The sequence below is a fragment of the Flavobacterium luteum genome (genome assembly GCF_008806775.1).
Lineage (GTDB): Bacteria > Bacteroidota > Bacteroidia > Flavobacteriales > Flavobacteriaceae > Flavobacterium > Flavobacterium luteum.
In genome coordinates this window covers 176,266-194,284 of record NZ_WAEM01000005.1, presented here as the reverse complement: position 1 = coordinate 194,284, position 18,019 = coordinate 176,266, and the positions used below count along the sequence as shown (strand labels likewise).

The window sequence follows — 18,019 nt, the reverse complement described above, 5'->3', positions numbered from 1 at the left end:
TTATGAATTATGATTGGTGAATTATCACACTACCGTAAACTTCGATTAGCACAATAGTTCATCAAAACGTCACTTCGAGTGTTTTTAAATACTAATGCAACAGCTTTATTACTTAAAATTGTATCGACCCGAGCGGAGCGAACAGAGCGGAGCTAGAAGTTTTTAACCACATAGAAACATAGATGTACAACTTGCAAAAAGGCGCTTCGCTTGGTTTTTGAAATCAGAGTGAGTGGTGATTGAGAATTTTAGATTTAAGAATTAGGATTTAAGAATTATCAATTATCAGACCGCCGCCACTTCGCTTAGCACACTAGTTAACCATACCGTCACTTCGAGTGATTTTAAATACTAATGCGACAGCTTTATCACTTAAAATTGTATCGACCCGAGCGGAGCGAACGGAGCGGAGCTAGAAGTTTTTAACCACATAGAAACATAGATGTACAACTTGCAAAAAGGCGCTTCGCTTGGTTTTAGAAATATGGTGGTTGAGGGTTTTGGGGTGAGAATTTAAGATTTAGGATTTAAGAATTAGGAATTGTCCATTGTCAACTATCAATTATTACCCAACTCGTTACTTCGCTTAGCACAATAGTTAACCAACCGTCACTTCGAGTGATTTTAAATAATAATGCGATAGCTTTATTACTTAAAATTGTATCGACCCGAGCGGATCTAGAAGTTTTTAACCGCATAGAAACATAGATTTCCAGCATGCAGAAAAGGCGCTTCGCTTGGTTTTGAAATCAGAGTGAGTGGTGAATTATCAATTGTAAAGCACCAATTAAGGATTACAATTTTGTAAGCTTAGTCTTTACAAAGTAACCACTCGATTGTGCCAGCAACAAATAAACACCTGAAGCCAGTTTTTGTACAGGCAGTTTTATTTCTTGATCTCCAACAGCAGTTTGCAATTCAGTACTGTAAACCAACTTCCCTGTAAGATCATGTATTTTTAGCTGAACCAATTCGCCATTCGCATTTTCTAAATGTAAAGTAGTGGCATCCGTAACCGGATTCGGATAAACAACAGCTTGGAACTTAGGCATAAGTTCTCGCATTACTTTCTTAGTATCAGTAAACACGACATGATGCTCCGCATCATAATGAGTTAGCCGATAATAGGCAATTCCGTTATTTTGTGACGATTCATCTACAGCAGTATAATAATTTGCGGTAGCAACCCCATTGCCAGAGGTACTTTCTATTAGTTCAAAGTGAATGGCATCATACGAGCGTTCTACTGTAAAAGATTGGCTTTCTCTTTCGTTAGTAGTACGCCATTTTAAAACTACTCTTTTTGGTTCAGCTACAGTAAAAAACTCCGTCACATTTCCGCCGTTACTTTTTCTAGCAGCATCATTTCGCGAATACCATATAGGAGCTGTTACTATTCTTTTTCCATCAGATTCAGTAATATCAATATAATAATACCGAGAGCTGAGGTTAGATAAACCTGTATGTGAATAAGTAATTGAACCACTAGTAGTACTCGTAAGAATAGTTGCATTGGTGCCACTACCCGCTATTCCTGAATAAATTTTAAGCGAAGTTACTGGATTTGTTGTCGAGGTGGTTACAGTAATAGTTGGTACTCCTGCATTCATAATGATAGAACCAAGCGGCTGGTTGTTGATCGTAAAATTGACATACGCATTACAATCTTGTGAAGCATAAAAACGCATGGCGCGCATAGCCCCTAAAACATCATTTTGGGTCAATGAATTAGCCAAAACCACCGTACGCGAGGTGGCGGTATGCCCGTGGGTAACATTATGGTTGTCATGATCAATAGTAGGGCCTAAATGATACCCTCTAGCCAGCATATTTCTGTAAAAACTTAAATACGCCATAGAAGCCGGCGGATCACTATAAGTGATATTGGCAGAAGTTGAAGGACCGTTTTCAACCGCTGAGCCTACAATAGCGTCATCAGCACCACTATCATAAGTGCTCATAATGCCATTGTAATCAGAATTAGTAGGGTGCGCTAAGGTAGCAAAAGCATTACTACTGCTATAACTATTAATCACATTAAACAACCCTGAATTGCCTGTATAATTCGTTTGCGGTACATAGATATCGTATTGACCCGGATCCCACCCTATAAGTTTGTCAACTCCGTAAACTACTGCATGTCCTCCTGAGGAAATCACTCCCCACTCCATACCATACATAGCTAAGAAACTCGGTGTTGTGGCCGCTGCGGCTTGAGACAATCCCAAAGCATAATTGTTTAAGGACATACCCGCACCCACGTGATTGTGCTCACTAATTCCTAAGAAGTCCATACAATTAGAGGTGTCACCAAAAGCAAAATCTCCCGATGGTAGGCCTGTACCATCACTGTACTCGCTGTGGGAATGGAAATTTCCAAAATAATAATACAATGACGCTTGTGAAGTGGTGATACTAGCTGAGAGTGGTGATACCGTATTATAGGCGGGACCTCCTGAGCAATTTATATGGTTGTAGCTATACACAAAAACATAATAGGTCGTAGTAGCCGTTAGTCCAGCTGTAGCAAAAGTAGTGTTAGCATCAGCTTTAATTACAGTAGCATTTCCCAATGGCATTCCTGAGGTATAAGTAGTTCCATTTACTGGATTTTCTGTTGGTGTGGCACTAGTACTGTAAACAACCAAATACCCGTCAGCAGCACTCGTAACAAAAGACCCAGTAATACTAGTACTGGTAGTATTGGTAAACGTTAAAGCAGTAGGCTGATCTATAGGTACACTACAACTATCAGTAGTAGTCATAAAAAAAGCACTTAGGAATGTATTGGTATAAATAGGACCTCCAATACAGTTGGCATTATTATAGGCAAAAACCGATACATAATAGGAGCTGTTGGCCGCTAGACCATTCAAACTAAAAGTAGTTGCTGCCCCAGAACTTACTACAGTCGCATTTCCTAATAGTGTATTCACTGAATAGCTAGTGCCATTTACAGGCATCGCTGATAATGATGGTGATGCACTGTAAACAACCAAATAGCCGTCAGCAACCGTTGAACTAAAAGAGCCTGAAACCGAAGAAGGAGTTGCGGCACTGAATACTAGATTAGAGGGCAAACTTGATGGAGCAATACAAGCATTAAAATCAGTAGTAAAACTACCGTTTAAAGGGGTACTAGTTCTGTAATTAGGTCCGCCACTGCAGGAAGTGTTATTATAGGTAAATACAGAAACATAATAACTAGTACTCGCCGTTAATCCTGATAAACCAAATGCGGTAGTTGTTCCGCTACTGACAACAGTTGCATTGCCTAGAGTAGCTCCTACACTATAGCTGGTACCATTAACAGGTAAGGCAGACAATGCTGCTGAAGTGCTGTAAACTACCAAGTAACCACTAGCTACAGTAGGACTAAAAGATCCCGATGCAGTTGTATTGGTTGGTGTTCCAAAGAGTAAAGCACTAGGTTGACTTGCTGGTGTGGCACAAGGATTCAAATCAGTAGTAAAACTACCGTTTAAAGGGGTACTAGTTCTGTAATTAGGTCCGCCACTGCAAGAAGTGTTATTGTAGGCAAATACAGAAACATAATAACTAGTACTCGCCGTTAATCCTGATAAACCAAATGCGGTAGTTGTTCCGCTACTGACAACAGTTGCATTGCCTAGAGTAGCTCCTGCACTATAGCTAGTACCATTAACAGGTAAGGCAGACAATGTTGCTGAAGTGCTGTAAACTACCAAGTAGCCACTAGCTACAGTAGGACTAAAAGATCCCGATGCAGTTGTATTGGTTGGTGTTCCAAAGAGTAAAGCACTAGGTTGACTTGCTGGTGTGGCACAAGGATTCAAATCAGTAGTAAAACTTCCGTTTAAGGGTGTACTTGTTCTGTAATTAGGTCCGCCACTGCAAGAAGTGTTATTGTAGGCAAATACAGAAACATAATAAGTTGTACTCGCTGTTAAGCCTGTAATACTAAATGCTGTAGCTGAACTGCTACTTACTACTCTTGCATTGCCTAGAGTAACTCCAGCACTATAGCTGGTACCATTAACAGGTAAGGCAGACAATGCTGCTGAAGTGCTGTAAACTACTAAGTAACCACTAGCTGCGGTAGGACTAAAAGATCCCGATGCAGTTGTATTGGTTGGTGTTCCAAAGAGCAAAGCACTAGGCTGACTCGCTGGTGTGGCACAAGGAGCAGCAATATGGTATTTTAAACGTGTTGGACTTGTCGTACTAGCTAAGTTAACTGCTGATAAGGAAACCGATGTCCATTGCGAAGTACTGAAAGTAGCAGTTGGAGTAAGGACATTGTTATTGCGGACGTAACTAATATCGGTAGCATTAATCCCATTCCCAAAACGGTCAAGTACCGTGTTACTTGAGTTTAATAAAGCAATTCCATCATTACCATTATAAGCCATCACCACATTATCCGATTGGCTGGCACTCGCAGCAGTAAGATAGCTTACTTCTGTACCGTTGGTCGTATTGCCAATAAGTACTGAACTGTAAGCGGGTATTACAACGTTTAAGTTTAGTGTAGCGGTGGGAGAACCAGAAAAAGCGATAGTACCCGTAGTCCCTGATTTAGTCCAAATTCCCAACTTTAATTGTGGGGAAGCTGTGTTTATGCTAGTACTTCCCATGTTGGTCAATTCTATCCATCTATTGGTTCCCGTGCCTTCATAATACTGCGAAATTATAATTTGGGAAGTAACAGTATGCAATGAAAAAAACAATAAACAAGTAACAATACATTGTTTTATAGAATATAGTTTAATCTTCATAAGTAGTGTGGTATTTGATTGGTTCTTATTGTAAATTTTACAATAATAATTAACATTTATAGTAAATTATATTAACAAATGTATATATTATTACGATATAAAACAATAAATACAAAATAACTTATGAATTCAGTTAAAATAAAAATTTTAATCAAAATCAATTTTATGGGAACTTCATAGGGAGTAAACCGTTTTTGTTGACCATTTTTCGTTGGTACAAGTAATGCATTAAATAACCGGTATAGCTATTTTAGGACGGGTCGACTAAGATGCTAATAAATACCATAAGCATAGCAAAGGCATACCAAAGGCATAGATAGTGTATGTGGAGTGTATATAGAGTGTATTAAAAGAGAATCCCAATTAGTGAACAAATAAGGATAAAGGAAATCATTTAAACGTCACTAAACAACTTAACCCGTTGGGGATAATTCGTTTTTAATTACTAAATCGATATAAGTTAAGAACTTATGGTAATTTTAAAATAGAATTCATATTCATTTCAAATAAAGTTACTATTTTAGCTTAAAATTTAAAATATATTGATTATGAATACAAATTACACTTTATTAAAGACAACAGTAGTAGCCTTATTTTTTTCGTATACTTCTTGGAGTCAAGCCACTATAGCCCAATGGAACTTTAATGGCGCTTCTGCAACCGAAGTTGCGGGGGGTGCAATTTCCCCTACAGTATCTACAGGATCTGGAACCGCTGAATTAGTTGGAGGTACAACAGCTGTTTTCGCGGCTGGCTTTACTACTTCAACAGGACTTGGTAGTACCGACCCAATAAAAACATCACCGCCAAATTATGCATGGGCTTTAACCAATTTTCCAACTCCAGGAACAGAAAATAAAAAAAGAGGAGCACAATTTAATGTAAGTACTGTAGGATATCACAGTATTGTTTTTACATACGATCACAGACATAGCGAATCATCAAGCAATACCTACATGGTGCAATACACAGCCGATAGAACTGCTGTCAGTCCTGTATGGAATGATGCCCAATTATTCACTTTTCCTCCCGGAATTAAAGGAACAACTGGCGGGGATACATGGCGTAATTTAAGAACCGTTGATGTTTCATCTGTAGCATCCTTAGACAACAACCCTAATATAGCTTTTAGAGTAGTTAGTGCTTTTGACCCAAGTATAGGTGATTATAATTCTTCCTCTCAATTTCCTATCGTTTACCTGCCTACTGGTACAGCACGTTTGGATATGGTAACCATTACTGGCATTCTAAATCTTGGCACTAATCAATTTGAAAGTGCTAAAAACAACTTTAAAATGTTTCCAAATCCATCAAATAAAGAAGTAGTACAGTTTAATGTAGCGCAAGATGTAAGTGTTTTTGATATTTTAGGAAAATTGATTTTGAAAGCCACAAACACCACCACCATAGATACTAAATCATTTCGATCCGGTGTGTATGTAGTGAAAACAAAAGCAGGAATCACTAGAAAGTTAATTGTGAGATAATTTTAAATATTTATACCAAAAAGGAGTTTTGATGCGCTATCAAGACTCCTTTTTTTATGTTTTCTATTTGCTCTTTTATGCTATTCATCACAACTAAACTGAGTTGTTTATTTTAGTTATAACAATCATCATATATACGTCTTACTTGTCTTGCATTTCTAGATACTTCTTCCAATACTTTTGAAAATCTACTATTTTTAAATCAATCTGTTCAGCATAAACTTCTTTTTAACTCCGTTCTAAATGCTCATGTTAATTCAGCTTTACAATTGAAGGAGTTGTATCGGAAACCCTTTATAAAAATAAATACCTGAATGTTGTAGACACACATTTTTAATGCTATCGTATCATAAGAAAACACTTCGGTTTAAAAGCCATTTAAATTACAAGACTCACTTAATAACATTAGATACTTTATAAATCCAAAGTACTTTTATCATACGTCCTATTTCAAAAAAAGGCATAAAAAAACCTTCAACAAGTGAAGGTTTTTTATCAAATTCATTTTATTCAAAATCAATTATCTTTTAATCATTCGGATAGATTTTACATTTTCTCCTTGAGAAACCAATACGTTGTAAACACCTCGTGGGTAATTAGCACCAACTTCTTGCGAAGACAATTCAGATACGGTTCCTTTACGAATTTCTAATTGACGACCAATCATATCGTAAACTTTAACTTCTACAACACTATCACTAGCACTTTCAATATCTAATTTAAATTGTGAAGCAAAAGGATTTGGAAATGCTTTTACAGCAAAGTTTGTATTTACTAAACTATTGTTCATTCTACTAATTGATGCCGCTGGTGTTGTTACGTTACAAGATGGTCCGAAATCTTGCCATACTCCGTTGAATTTTACAGCAGCTCTTACAGCATAAGTCGTGCTAGGAGCACCTCCACCCACTAACTGAGACAATAAGAAATATCTTAATGTTGTTTCATAGGTTCTTACGTTTGCTCCTTCAGTAACTTCAAAACGATAATCAGTGGCTAAATATACTTCATTTACTAAAATAGGTGTATTTATTGTTGCTAATGTAGCACCACATTGTGAAGCAATAAGTTGAGTAGTCCCGACAGTACTTGGCGGTGTTACAACACAAGCAGTGCCGTAAGGTTGTAACACTGAATTAAAAGTAACAGCAACTCTAACACTGCATGGTACACCGTATATTAAACCTGGTAATTTAGACAATAGAAACGATCTTGTATTGGATTGTCCAACATTTACATTAGCTCCTTGTGTAACTTCAAAACTATATGAACTAGCTCCGAAGACTTCATTCGCTAAGATTGGTGTACTAAATGAAGCTATTGCGCTATTGCATTGAGAATCTATAAGTTTAGTTGCAGTTACCGTTACTGGAGTTGTTAATGTACACGCATCGCCGTATGGCAACCATGTTCCATTGAATTTATAAGCTGCTTTAATACTATAAGTAGTGTTGTATGCAGCAACTCCTGAAGGCAATAAGGTTAATTGAAAGTATCTGTTGGTAGTTTCAAAAACACTTACAGAAGCTCCTTTAGTAACTTGAAAACGGTAAGCACTAGCAGAAGGCACTAAAGACGCCCAGATTGGCGAAGCCACTGCTGATAAATTGGCATTACATTGAGAAGGAATTAACTTTGTAAGTGGTGGCAAAGTAACGGTACAAGGAGGTCCATACAATTGTAGAGTTCCTTGAAATACTACTGCAACACGAATAGAATAAGTTGTTCCATAGGCAGCACCTCCTGACAACTGGCTAAGGTTGAAAAATCGATTTACATTTTGAACAAATCGAACAGTTGCACCATTGGTAACTTCAAATCTGTAAGCTGTAGCTTGAAAAACTTGATCTGCATTTATTTGAGTAGTAGCCAAAGGAACAGTCACACCACATTGCCCTGAAACAACCTTAGTTTGCGTGTTACTTGCTGGTATGGTAATATTACAAGGAGTACCATAGGTAAATCCATTGTTATTTGTTGCTACACGCACGCTATATTGTGTGCTGTAAGCTAATCCTGTAACTTGAGTCATTTGAAAAGTTCTAGTTGCAGCATTTACAGTCCCAATAACAGTCTCTCCATTAGATACTTCAAAACGATAGGTTGTTGCTCCAAATACCTCATCGGCTAAAACTGGAGTTGTTGCATTTGCTAAGGTTATACCACACTGACTGGCTACTACTTTAGTAAGACCTGGTAACGCCGGAGTAGTTACAGAACAAGCAATTCCATAATCATCCCAAACTCCACTTATTTTAACCGCTACTCGAACACTGTAAGTTGTATTGTATGCTGCTAAACCAGCTGATTGCGTTAAAGTAAATGATCTGTTAGTTCCTGACTCAAGTACAGTAACACTCGCGCCTTTAGTAATTTCAAATCTATAATTTGTAGCAGAAGTTACTGGTGATGCCAAAATGGAAGTACTAACTGATGCTAATGTAGCACCACATTGTGAAACTATCAATTTAGTACACGTCGTACATGCAAGAGTTGACGCTTCTGTAGATTCATTTGAATGGCTTAAAGCCGAATAATTGTTATTGTTTGCATTACTACTTAGAGTACTTACAAAAAACAAACCGATAAGTAAAAAATTTTTCATAAAATAATTTTTGTTGGGGTTAGTATTGAATTTCAATTTATAATTTTTCTTTATTATAAAGTGTTAATATTCCTAAAATTTGTGTTTAAGATGTTTGCATTTTATAATTATGGAGTGTAAAGTAATATTTGAATTTCAGAATAAAAAAAAAATCAGACAACTAACCTAAATATTCGATTAAATGTAAATTTCTTTCTTTTTTTTGTAAAATTTTTATTGCAAAATACATTAGTTTCTTCTTAAAAAATAAATATGAAATAGTTGATGATTTAAACTTAAACGAATATAAAAAAATTGAAATAATTAGAGCTACACTGTAAAAAAACCTCAATAAATAAATAGAAAATTCAATTATATTTGAACAAAAATTGAGACGTTAGCTTATAAACGAAAAAGTGCTAGTAACAAACCGTTTGAAAAAATGCTGAAAATAAAAAGACAATCAACCTTATTTTAACTAAACCCTACATTTTACAACTATGAAAATTGTATTTGCAACGAATAATAAGAATAAAATTATTGAAGTACAGAGTATGCTGCCTAAATCCATAGCACTTTTAAGTTTACCAGATATAGGTTGTTTGGAAGAAATCCCTGAAACATCAGACACCATTGAAGGCAATGCTATCTTAAAAGCCAACTATGTTACTCAAAAGTACGGTTACAATTGCTTTGCTGATGATACTGGTTTAGAAGTGGAAGCATTAGATGGGGGGCCCGGAGTTTATTCGGCTCGTTATGCTGGCGAACAAAAAAGTGACGATGATAACATGGCTAAATTGCTACAAAACTTAATAGACAAACCCAACCGAAATGCCCAATTTAAAACAGTAATTGCATTAAATATTAATGGAAAGCAGCATCTTTTTACTGGAATTGCAAAAGGCACAATCACTTTTGAAAAAACTGGAAATCAAGGATTTGGCTACGATCCTATTTTTCAACCCGATGGTTTTAAAAAGACATTTGCGCAATTTTCTCTTGAAGAAAAAGGCAAAGTCAGCCATCGCGGAAAGGCTACTCAGCAACTCATAGACTACTTAAAAAACTAACTTGCTGATTGTCAAATAGTATTAAATTATTAAATCTGGGTTTTCTGTTAGATTATATGGTTTTTAAAGTGTACTTTTGCACCAAATTTTAAAAATACATATGAACAAATTTGAACAATTAGGATTGAGTGAATCGCTACAGCGTGCGATTATCGATCTAGGATTTGAGAATCCGACCGAAGTGCAGGAGAAAGCGATTCCCCTATTATTGGAACAAGACACAGATTTAGTTGCGTTGGCTCAGACAGGGACAGGGAAAACGGCAGCTTTTGGTTTTCCAGTGATTCAAAAGATTGATGCTGACAATAGAAATACACAGGCGTTAATTTTATCACCTACTCGCGAACTATGTTTGCAAATTACAAACGAGATTAAAAACTACTCTAAATACGAAAAAGGTATTAACGTAGTGGCGGTTTATGGTGGTGCAAGTATTACGGATCAAGCCAGAGACATTAAGAGAGGGGCACAAATTATTGTGGCAACTCCAGGGAGAATGCAAGACATGATTAACAGAGGATTGGTTAACATTTCTCAAATTAATTACTGCATTCTTGACGAAGCAGATGAAATGTTGAATATGGGATTCTACGAAGATATCGTAAACATCCTTTCAACAACACCTGACGAAAAAAGCACGTGGTTGTTTTCAGCAACCATGCCTGCAGAAGTTTCTCGAATTGCAAAACAATTCATGCACAATCCAATTGAAATTACAGTTGGAGCTAAGAATTCTGGTTCGGCTACCGTTTCTCACGAATTTTACTTAGTAAATGCCAGAGATCGTTATGAAGCTTTGAAACGTTTAGCAGATGCAAACCCAGACATCTTTTCTGTAGTGTTTTGTCGTACTAAAAGAGATACACAACAAGTAGCTGAAAAATTAATCGAAGACGGGTACAATGCAGCCGCTTTACACGGTGATTTATCGCAAGCACAACGTGATTCTGTTATGAAATCTTTTAGAGGCCGACAAATACAAATGCTTGTAGCTACTGATGTTGCTGCTCGTGGTATTGACGTTGATAACATTACTCACGTAGTGAACTATCAATTGCCAGACGAAATAGAAACCTATAATCACCGTTCAGGCCGAACAGGTCGTGCTGGAAAATTAGGAACTTCTATAGTTATTGTAACTAAAAGTGAAATTCGTAAGATATCATCTATTGAAAGAATCATCAAACAAAAGTTTGAAGAAAAAACGATTCCTTCTGGAATAGAAATCTGTGAAATTCAATTGTTGCACTTAGCTAACAAGATAAAAGATACGGAAGTAGATCACGAAATTGACAACTATCTTCCAGCAATTAATAGCGTTTTAGAAGGGTTGTCTAAAGAAGAGTTAATTAAGAAAATGGTTTCTGTTGAATTCAACCGTTTTATCAATTACTATAAGAAAACAAGAGATTTGTCATCTCAATCTTCAGGAAATGATCGTCGCGAAAGAAGCGATGACCGTGAGCCAAGAGAAAACAACAATGGCGGAGCAGTTCGTTATTTTGTAAACATTGGTTCAAGAGACAATTTTGACTGGATGACTTTAAAAGATTATCTAAAAGAAACATTAGACTTAGGTCGTGATGATGTATTTAAAGTAGATGTAAAAGAAGGGTTCTCTTTCTTTAACACTGATCCTGAATTTACTGATAAAGTAATGGATGTATTGAATAACGTTCAGTTAGAAGGACGCAGAATTAACGTTGAGATTTCTAAAAATGATGGTGGCGGAAGACGCGACCATAATGGTAGAAGCTCTGGTGGTTTTGGTGGCGGAAGAAGTTCTGGCGGTGGCGGTTTTAGAAGCGATAGAAATTCAGCTCCTAGAAGTGGTGGTTTTGGACCAAGAAAAGAAGGCGGTTTTTCAGAAAGAGCACCTCGTGAAGGTGGTTTTGGAGGAAGAAGCGAATCTAGAGGTTCATCAGCACCAAAACGTGAAGGCGGTTTTTCATCAGACAGAACACCAAGAAGATCAGATGCTCCTAGACCAGAAGGTTTTTCAGATAGAGCTCCTAGACGTTCAGAAGGTACATCAGATACCCCTAGAGAAAGAAGACCAAGAAAAAGCTAATCCCTTTTGTTAATTTTCTTATAATTATAAAGAAGACTATTCAATATCTTATCGTGTTTTATTACTTTTAAACTTTTTAAACACAACATGAGATATTTAATAGTCTTCTTTTTTACATTCCTTTCTTTAAACTGCTTTTCTCAAGCAACACCTCCCCAAAAAATTTCTGGAATCATACAAAATGACCAAACATTGCTTCCTATATCTAATGTTAATATCATTAACCTTAACAAATCGAGAGGAAGCAATACGAACGAAAAGGGATTTTTTGAAATTGAAGCTACAGTAAACGACACCCTACACATTTCCTATATCGGATTTCAATCTATAAAAATTAGAGTTACAAACGATTGGATAAAAAACAAGACTACAAAAATTAAGATGACCGAAAAAGCCATCGCACTTGAAGAAGTGATTATTATGCCTTATAATTTAACTGGTTATTTAGAAGTCGATTCGAAATTAATTCCATCTCGAGATAACTTCAGATATAGTATTTCAGGATTGCAACAAGGATATGAAGCTGGCGAATATTCTCCAAATGCTTTTAACAGAGTGATGGGTTCTATTTTTAACCCTGCTGATATGTTGTATAACTTTTTTGGAAAAAAACCAAAAGAGCTCAAGCGTCTTAAAGAAATGAAAAAAGACAACAATGTAAGAACCTTACTAGAATCTAAATACGACAGAGAAATGGTAGCGGTACTTCTTGGAATAGACAAAAACGAAATAGCAGAAATTATGGAACGTTGTAATTATTCGGAAGCTTTTGTAAAGGCGGCCAATGATTTACAAATCATGGATGCCATTAGTGAATGTTATGAGCAATATAAAGTGTTGAAGAAAAACTAGATTTTCTAATTCCTATTTGATTTTATCTTCATAATATCTTGCCTCAATTCGTTTAATATCTTTAATAGAATTACTAGCCCAATCCAAACGTTTTTCTAAAATTTCTATTTCAGATAAATGCCAATCAATTGTAGAATTTCGCAATCGGTTGGTCAGATTCTGAATAATAATCGCAGCCGAAACGGATATATTTAAACTCTCTGTAAAGCCTACCATAGGAATTTTGAGAAACCCATCCGCCCGTTTCAAAATTTCTTCGGATAATCCGTCACGTTCCGTTCCAAAGAATATAGCACTTGGTTTCAAAATATCAAAATCATCTAGTAAGCAATCGTTCTCATGTGGTGTTGCAGCAATAATTTGGTAGCCTTTCGCTTTCAGCGTATCCACGCAACTTGATACATTGTCGAACGTATTGATATCGACCCATTTTTGGGCACCCATGGCAATTTCCTTATCGATGCTTTTTCCATACCGTTGCTCAATCACATTTAGCTCTTGTATCCCAAAGACCTCACAACTGCGCATCACTGCACTGGTATTGTGCATCTGAAAAATATCTTCAACAACAATTGTAAAATGCTTGGTTCGGTTTTGTAGCACTTTCTGAAATCGTTCTTTTCTGTTTTCTGTTAGGATGTTTTCTAAGAAATGAAGGTAATCGAGGTCAATCATGTTGCGGAATTATTTTTGGTAAAAATACTAAAAAAGAGTAGCTTTAGCTCCTAAAGTATTTTAGCTATGAAAAAGAAACTTGTAGTTTTGACGGGAGCGGGAATAAGTGCCGAAAGTGGTATAAAAACTTTTCGGGATAGTGACGGACTTTGGGAAGGTCACAATGTAATGGATGTAGCAACACCAGAAGGTTGGCTTAAAAACCCAGCACTTGTACTTGATTTTTATAACCAAAGGCGTAGCCAACTTAAGGAGGTTGAACCCAATTTAGGACATCAAATCTTAGCGGACTTAGAACAGCACTTTGATGTCGATATCATCACTCAAAACGTAGATAACTTGCACGAAAAAGCAGGAAGCACTCGTGTGTTGCATTTGCATGGTGAGTTGTTAAAAGTTCGTAGCGCAACAAACACGAATTACATTCTAGATTGGCAGGACGATTTAAACTTTAGTGATTTGGATGACAAGGGCAATACCTTACGCCCGCATATCGTTTGGTTTGGAGAAGAAGTTCCTGCGTTGGAAGAGGCCGTTGCTATTGTTGAAAAAGCGGACATTCTTATCATAATTGGTACTTCTTTACAAGTTTATCCTGCTGCAAGTTTGATACATTTTGCTCATACTTCAATCCCAATTTATTACATCGATCCAAAACCTGCAACTATCTACGATGTTCCAAATGACATTAAAATTATTGCTACATCTGGATCAGAAGGAATGAAAATCGTTCAAAAAGAACTCAAAAAAGGGTAATGACAAAAGTCAATTTCAACTTCAATTTTAAGGCTGAAATCTATTATCTTTGTTCTTTTGAACCAACAACACAACAATGACTACCTTAAATGAATTAAATGCTGTATCACCTATTGATGGACGATACAGAAGTAAAACTATTGCACTTTCTCCTTTTTTTTCTGAAGAAGCTTTAATCAGATACCGCGTATTGGTTGAAATTGAATATTTCATTGCTTTATGTGAAGTGCCGCTACCGCAACTTGCCACTGTAAATCCAAACCTTTTTGATGGTTTACGTTCCATTTACAAAAATTTCTCTACTGAAGATGCTTTATGGATAAAAGAAACTGAAAAAGTAACCAACCACGATGTAAAAGCAGTAGAATATTTTATCAAAGAAGCTTTTGAAAAACTAGATTTGTCAAAACACAAAGAATTTATTCATTTTGGTTTGACTTCGCAAGACATTAATAATACCGCTATTCCGCTTTCGACCAAAGAAGCTTTTGAGAAAGTATACATGCCATCGCTTATCACTTTAACCTCAAAATTAAAAGAGTTAAGTATGGAATGGTGCGATATTCCGATGCTGGCGAGAACGCACGGTCAACCTGCCTCTCCTACTCGTCTGGGTAAAGAGATTGGGGTTTTTGTAGAACGATTAGAGGAACAAATGCGATTGTTATTTAACATTCCGTTTGCAGCCAAATTTGGAGGTGCTACTGGAAATTACAATGCACATCATGTGGCTTATCCTCAAATAGATTGGAGAAAATTTGGAAGTAATTTTGTTGAGGAAACCCTTAACTTGCATCACTCCTTCCCTACCACTCAAATCGAACATTATGATCATTTTGCTGCCTTTTTCGACGCACTAAAAAGAATCAACACTATTATTATTGATTTAGACAGAGACATTTGGACCTATGTTTCAATGGACTATTTCAAACAAAAAATAAAAGCGGGAGAAATTGGTTCGTCTGCCATGCCTCACAAAGTAAATCCTATTGATTTTGAAAACTCTGAAGGGAATTTAGGTATTGCCAATGCTATTTTCGAACATTTATCGGCTAAATTGCCTTTATCGAGATTGCAACGGGATTTGACTGATAGTACCGTTTTAAGAAATATTGGTGTGCCTATGGGACATACTATTATTGCTTTCGAAGCTACTTTAAAAGGATTGAACAAACTGCTTTTAAATGAACCTAAATTCCATGAAGATTTAGAAAAGAACTGGGCGGTAGTTGCTGAAGCGATTCAAACCATTTTACGTCGCGAAGGCTATCCAAATCCGTATGAAGCTTTGAAAGGTTTGACTAGAACCAATGAAGCAATTGATAAAAAAGCGATTCATGATTTTATTGCCACTTTAGAAGTTTCGGATAAAATTAAAGCAGAATTGTTACAAATCACACCGAGTAATTTCTTGGGGATTTAAGCTATTATAAATATCCTATTATAAACGGTTTTAATACCGTTTTTTTGTTTTATATTAGCCTTAATGCTTTGAGAAACATAAAATTAGTCTTTCCTATATACAAAATTATGAGCGCAGTTGCAGAAATATCCAATCATTTAAAACCTCTAATTAGTGATTTAGGATTAATTCTAATGACCGCTGGTATTGCGGTTTTACTCTTTAAAAGATTGAAGCAACCGCTAGTTTTAGGCTACTTGATTGCGGGTTTTTTAGCAGGGAATCATTTTGATTTTTTTCCATCGGTAAAAGATATTGAAAGTGTTGAAGTTTGGGCTGAAATTGGAGTGATTTTTCTATTGTTTAGTCTTGGTTTAGAATTTAGTTTTAAAAAACTAATGAAAGTGGGCGGAACAGCATCTATTACCGCTATTACTCAAATCACTTTTATGTTACTATTAGGCTACGCCGTGGGACGATGGATGAATTGGCCTACAATGGATAGTATTTTTTTGGGGGTTATTTTGTCAGTATCATCTACAACGATTATCTTAAAATCATTTGACGAACTGGGGGTAAAGGCTCAAAAATTTGCTGGTATTGTTATTGGTTCACTTATTGTTCAGGATATCGTGGCTATATTAATGATGGTTTTATTATCTACCATAGCGGTTAGCGAACATTTTTCGGGTGGAGCATTACTACAATCAATTTTTAAGTTGGTTTTTTTCTTAATACTCTGGTTTATAGGAGGTATCTTCTTTATTCCTACGCTACTTAAAAAAGCGAAACATTTGTTAACCGATGAAATGCTTCTCATTATTTCTATAGCACTTTGTTTGTCGATGGTTATGCTCGCTTCAAACGTAGGATTTTCTCCAGCTCTGGGTGCCTTTATTATGGGATCTATCATTGCCGAAACTACTCAAGCAGAACACATTGAACATTTGGTAAAACCCGTTAAAGATTTATTTGCTGCTGTCTTTTTTGTGTCAGTAGGCATGTTAATAGACCCAAGCGTAGTGTACAATCACATGATTCCAATTTTTGTTTTATCGGTAATTACCATTTTCGGACAATCTTTTAGTTCAACTATTGGAGCCTTACTTTCTGGACAACCCCTCAAAGAATCGGTACAAACTGGAATGAGTTTATCGCAAATTGGTGAGTTTTCCTTTATCATTGCTTCATTAGGAATAACTTTACAAGCTACAAGTTCCTATCTGTATCCAATTGTGGTTGCTGTTTCAGCAATTACAGCCTTTACAACTCCGTTTATGATTAAAATAGCAACTCCTTTTTCAGAAATATTATCCAAAAAATTACCTCGAAAATGGATCAAAAATATCGAACGGTATAGTGCAAATACCCAATCTATCAAATCGGTTAGTACCTGGCAAAAAGTATTAAATGCCTTTCTTTTTCAAGTCATTTTTGTATCCGTAATTATAGTTGCAATTATTTTACTGTCCTCACAATATATATTACCGCTTGTGGCTGGTTTTAAATTTGGGAATGCTATAGGTGCCTTAATAACTTTAGCGGTACTCTCCCCTTTTTTATGGGCACTATCCCTCCGAAGAGTAGCTATTGCAGAAGTAAATCTCCTAATGGAAGAGCGCAAATACCGTGGGCCCATTGTCATGATGATTCTATTTCGATTCCTACTAACACTGTTTTTTATTGGCTTTTTGTTAAACATATTTTTCTCACCAATAGCCGCCATTTTTACATTAATTGGAGCGGCTGTAACTTATTTTCTATTCCGTAAAAAATTAAACGCTCAATATCATAAAATAGAAAATCATTTTTTATCCAACTTGAATGACAGAGAAATTACAAAAGCGAAAAGAAGCAGGAGTGATTTATCGCCTTGGGATGGTCACATGGCTTATTTTGAAATCGCTAAAGAATCGAATATCATTGGAAAAACATTAAAAGAATTAAAGATCAGAGAACAGCTAGGAATCAATATAGCTTCAATAAAAAGAGGGGATATTATGATTAATATTCCTAAAAGAAACGATCGATTATTTCCTAGTGATGAAATTTGTGTCATAGGAAACGATATTCAAGTGAACGAATTTAAAAAGTATTTAGAACAACATGAGATTGAAGTTCCAACATCAACTCTAGAACCCGAAATAGTATTGCGACAAATAGAATTAAAAAACGAAAGCTATATCGGAAAAACCATTAGAGAGTCTAAAGTGAGAGAGAAAACCCATGGTCTAGTGGTAGGTATTGAAAAAAGAGGCAATCGGATTTTGAATCCTGAATCGGATATAGTTTTAGAAAAAGATGACGTTTTATGGATTGTGGGAGAGAAAAAATTACTAGCAGAATTGGTTCATAATTAGAC

At 36.1% G+C, this 18,019-nt stretch carries 10 protein-coding genes; 7 read left to right on the top strand and 3 right to left on the bottom strand.

The features are described from left to right. Positions 1 to 794: 794 nt before the first annotated feature. Positions 795 to 4,757 (bottom strand): CehA/McbA family metallohydrolase, encoded by a 3,963-nt coding sequence (locus F6464_RS10855; protein WP_151107832.1) that lies wholly within the window; start codon positions 4,755 to 4,757, stop codon positions 795 to 797. A gap of 548 nt (positions 4,758 to 5,305) precedes the next feature. Between F6464_RS10855 and F6464_RS10850 the strand changes: the two genes are divergently transcribed. Then, positions 5,306 to 6,244 (top strand): T9SS type A sorting domain-containing protein, encoded by a 939-nt coding sequence (locus F6464_RS10850; protein WP_151107831.1) that lies wholly within the window; start codon positions 5,306 to 5,308, stop codon positions 6,242 to 6,244. A 520-nt stretch (positions 6,245 to 6,764) separates the two neighbouring features. Here F6464_RS10850 and F6464_RS10845 read toward each other — a convergent pair. Next, positions 6,765 to 8,849: a T9SS type A sorting domain-containing protein gene (locus tag F6464_RS10845; RefSeq protein WP_151107830.1), complete on the bottom strand. Its 2,085-nt coding sequence runs from the start codon at positions 8,847 to 8,849 to the stop codon at positions 6,765 to 6,767. A 479-nt stretch (positions 8,850 to 9,328) separates the two neighbouring features. On the opposite strand from F6464_RS10845, the gene F6464_RS10840 reads away from it, so the two are divergent. The 3 genes from F6464_RS10840 to F6464_RS10830 all read left to right on the top strand — a co-directional run bounded on the left by F6464_RS10840 (position 9,329) and on the right by F6464_RS10830 (position 12,824). Beyond that, a complete protein-coding gene (locus tag F6464_RS10840) occupies positions 9,329 to 9,901 on the top strand; it encodes a non-canonical purine NTP diphosphatase (protein ID WP_151107829.1) in 573 nt (190 codons plus the stop codon). A gap of 100 nt (positions 9,902 to 10,001) precedes the next feature. Continuing rightward, positions 10,002 to 11,972: a DEAD/DEAH box helicase gene (locus F6464_RS10835; RefSeq protein ID WP_151107828.1), complete on the top strand. Its 1,971-nt coding sequence runs from the start codon at positions 10,002 to 10,004 to the stop codon at positions 11,970 to 11,972. Between the two features lie 87 nt (positions 11,973 to 12,059). Next, the gene (locus F6464_RS10830; RefSeq protein WP_151107827.1) at positions 12,060 to 12,824 is read left to right on the top strand and encodes a carboxypeptidase-like regulatory domain-containing protein; all 765 of its coding nucleotides are present in this window, start codon (positions 12,060 to 12,062) and stop codon (positions 12,822 to 12,824) included. Between the two features lie 12 nt (positions 12,825 to 12,836). On the opposite strand, the gene F6464_RS10825 is transcribed toward F6464_RS10830, so the two are convergent. Further along, positions 12,837 to 13,499 carry a TrmH family RNA methyltransferase gene (locus tag F6464_RS10825; RefSeq protein WP_151107826.1) on the bottom strand — a complete coding sequence of 221 codons (663 nt, stop codon included), beginning with the start codon at positions 13,497 to 13,499 and terminating at the stop codon, positions 12,837 to 12,839. 66 nt (positions 13,500 to 13,565) lie between these two features. On the opposite strand from F6464_RS10825, the gene F6464_RS10820 reads away from it, so the two are divergent. From F6464_RS10820 to F6464_RS10810, 3 genes are all read left to right on the top strand, one after another. Continuing rightward, complete coding sequence (locus F6464_RS10820; RefSeq protein ID WP_151107825.1) at positions 13,566 to 14,255, top strand: SIR2 family NAD-dependent protein deacylase; 690 nt, start codon at positions 13,566 to 13,568, stop codon at positions 14,253 to 14,255. A 76-nt stretch (positions 14,256 to 14,331) separates the two neighbouring features. Beyond that, positions 14,332 to 15,678 (top strand): adenylosuccinate lyase, encoded by a 1,347-nt coding sequence (gene purB, locus F6464_RS10815; protein ID WP_151107824.1) that lies wholly within the window; start codon positions 14,332 to 14,334, stop codon positions 15,676 to 15,678. A gap of 107 nt (positions 15,679 to 15,785) precedes the next feature. After that, complete coding sequence (locus F6464_RS10810; protein WP_151107823.1) at positions 15,786 to 18,017, top strand: cation:proton antiporter domain-containing protein; 2,232 nt, start codon at positions 15,786 to 15,788, stop codon at positions 18,015 to 18,017. The last annotated feature ends 2 nt before the right edge of the window (positions 18,018 to 18,019 follow it).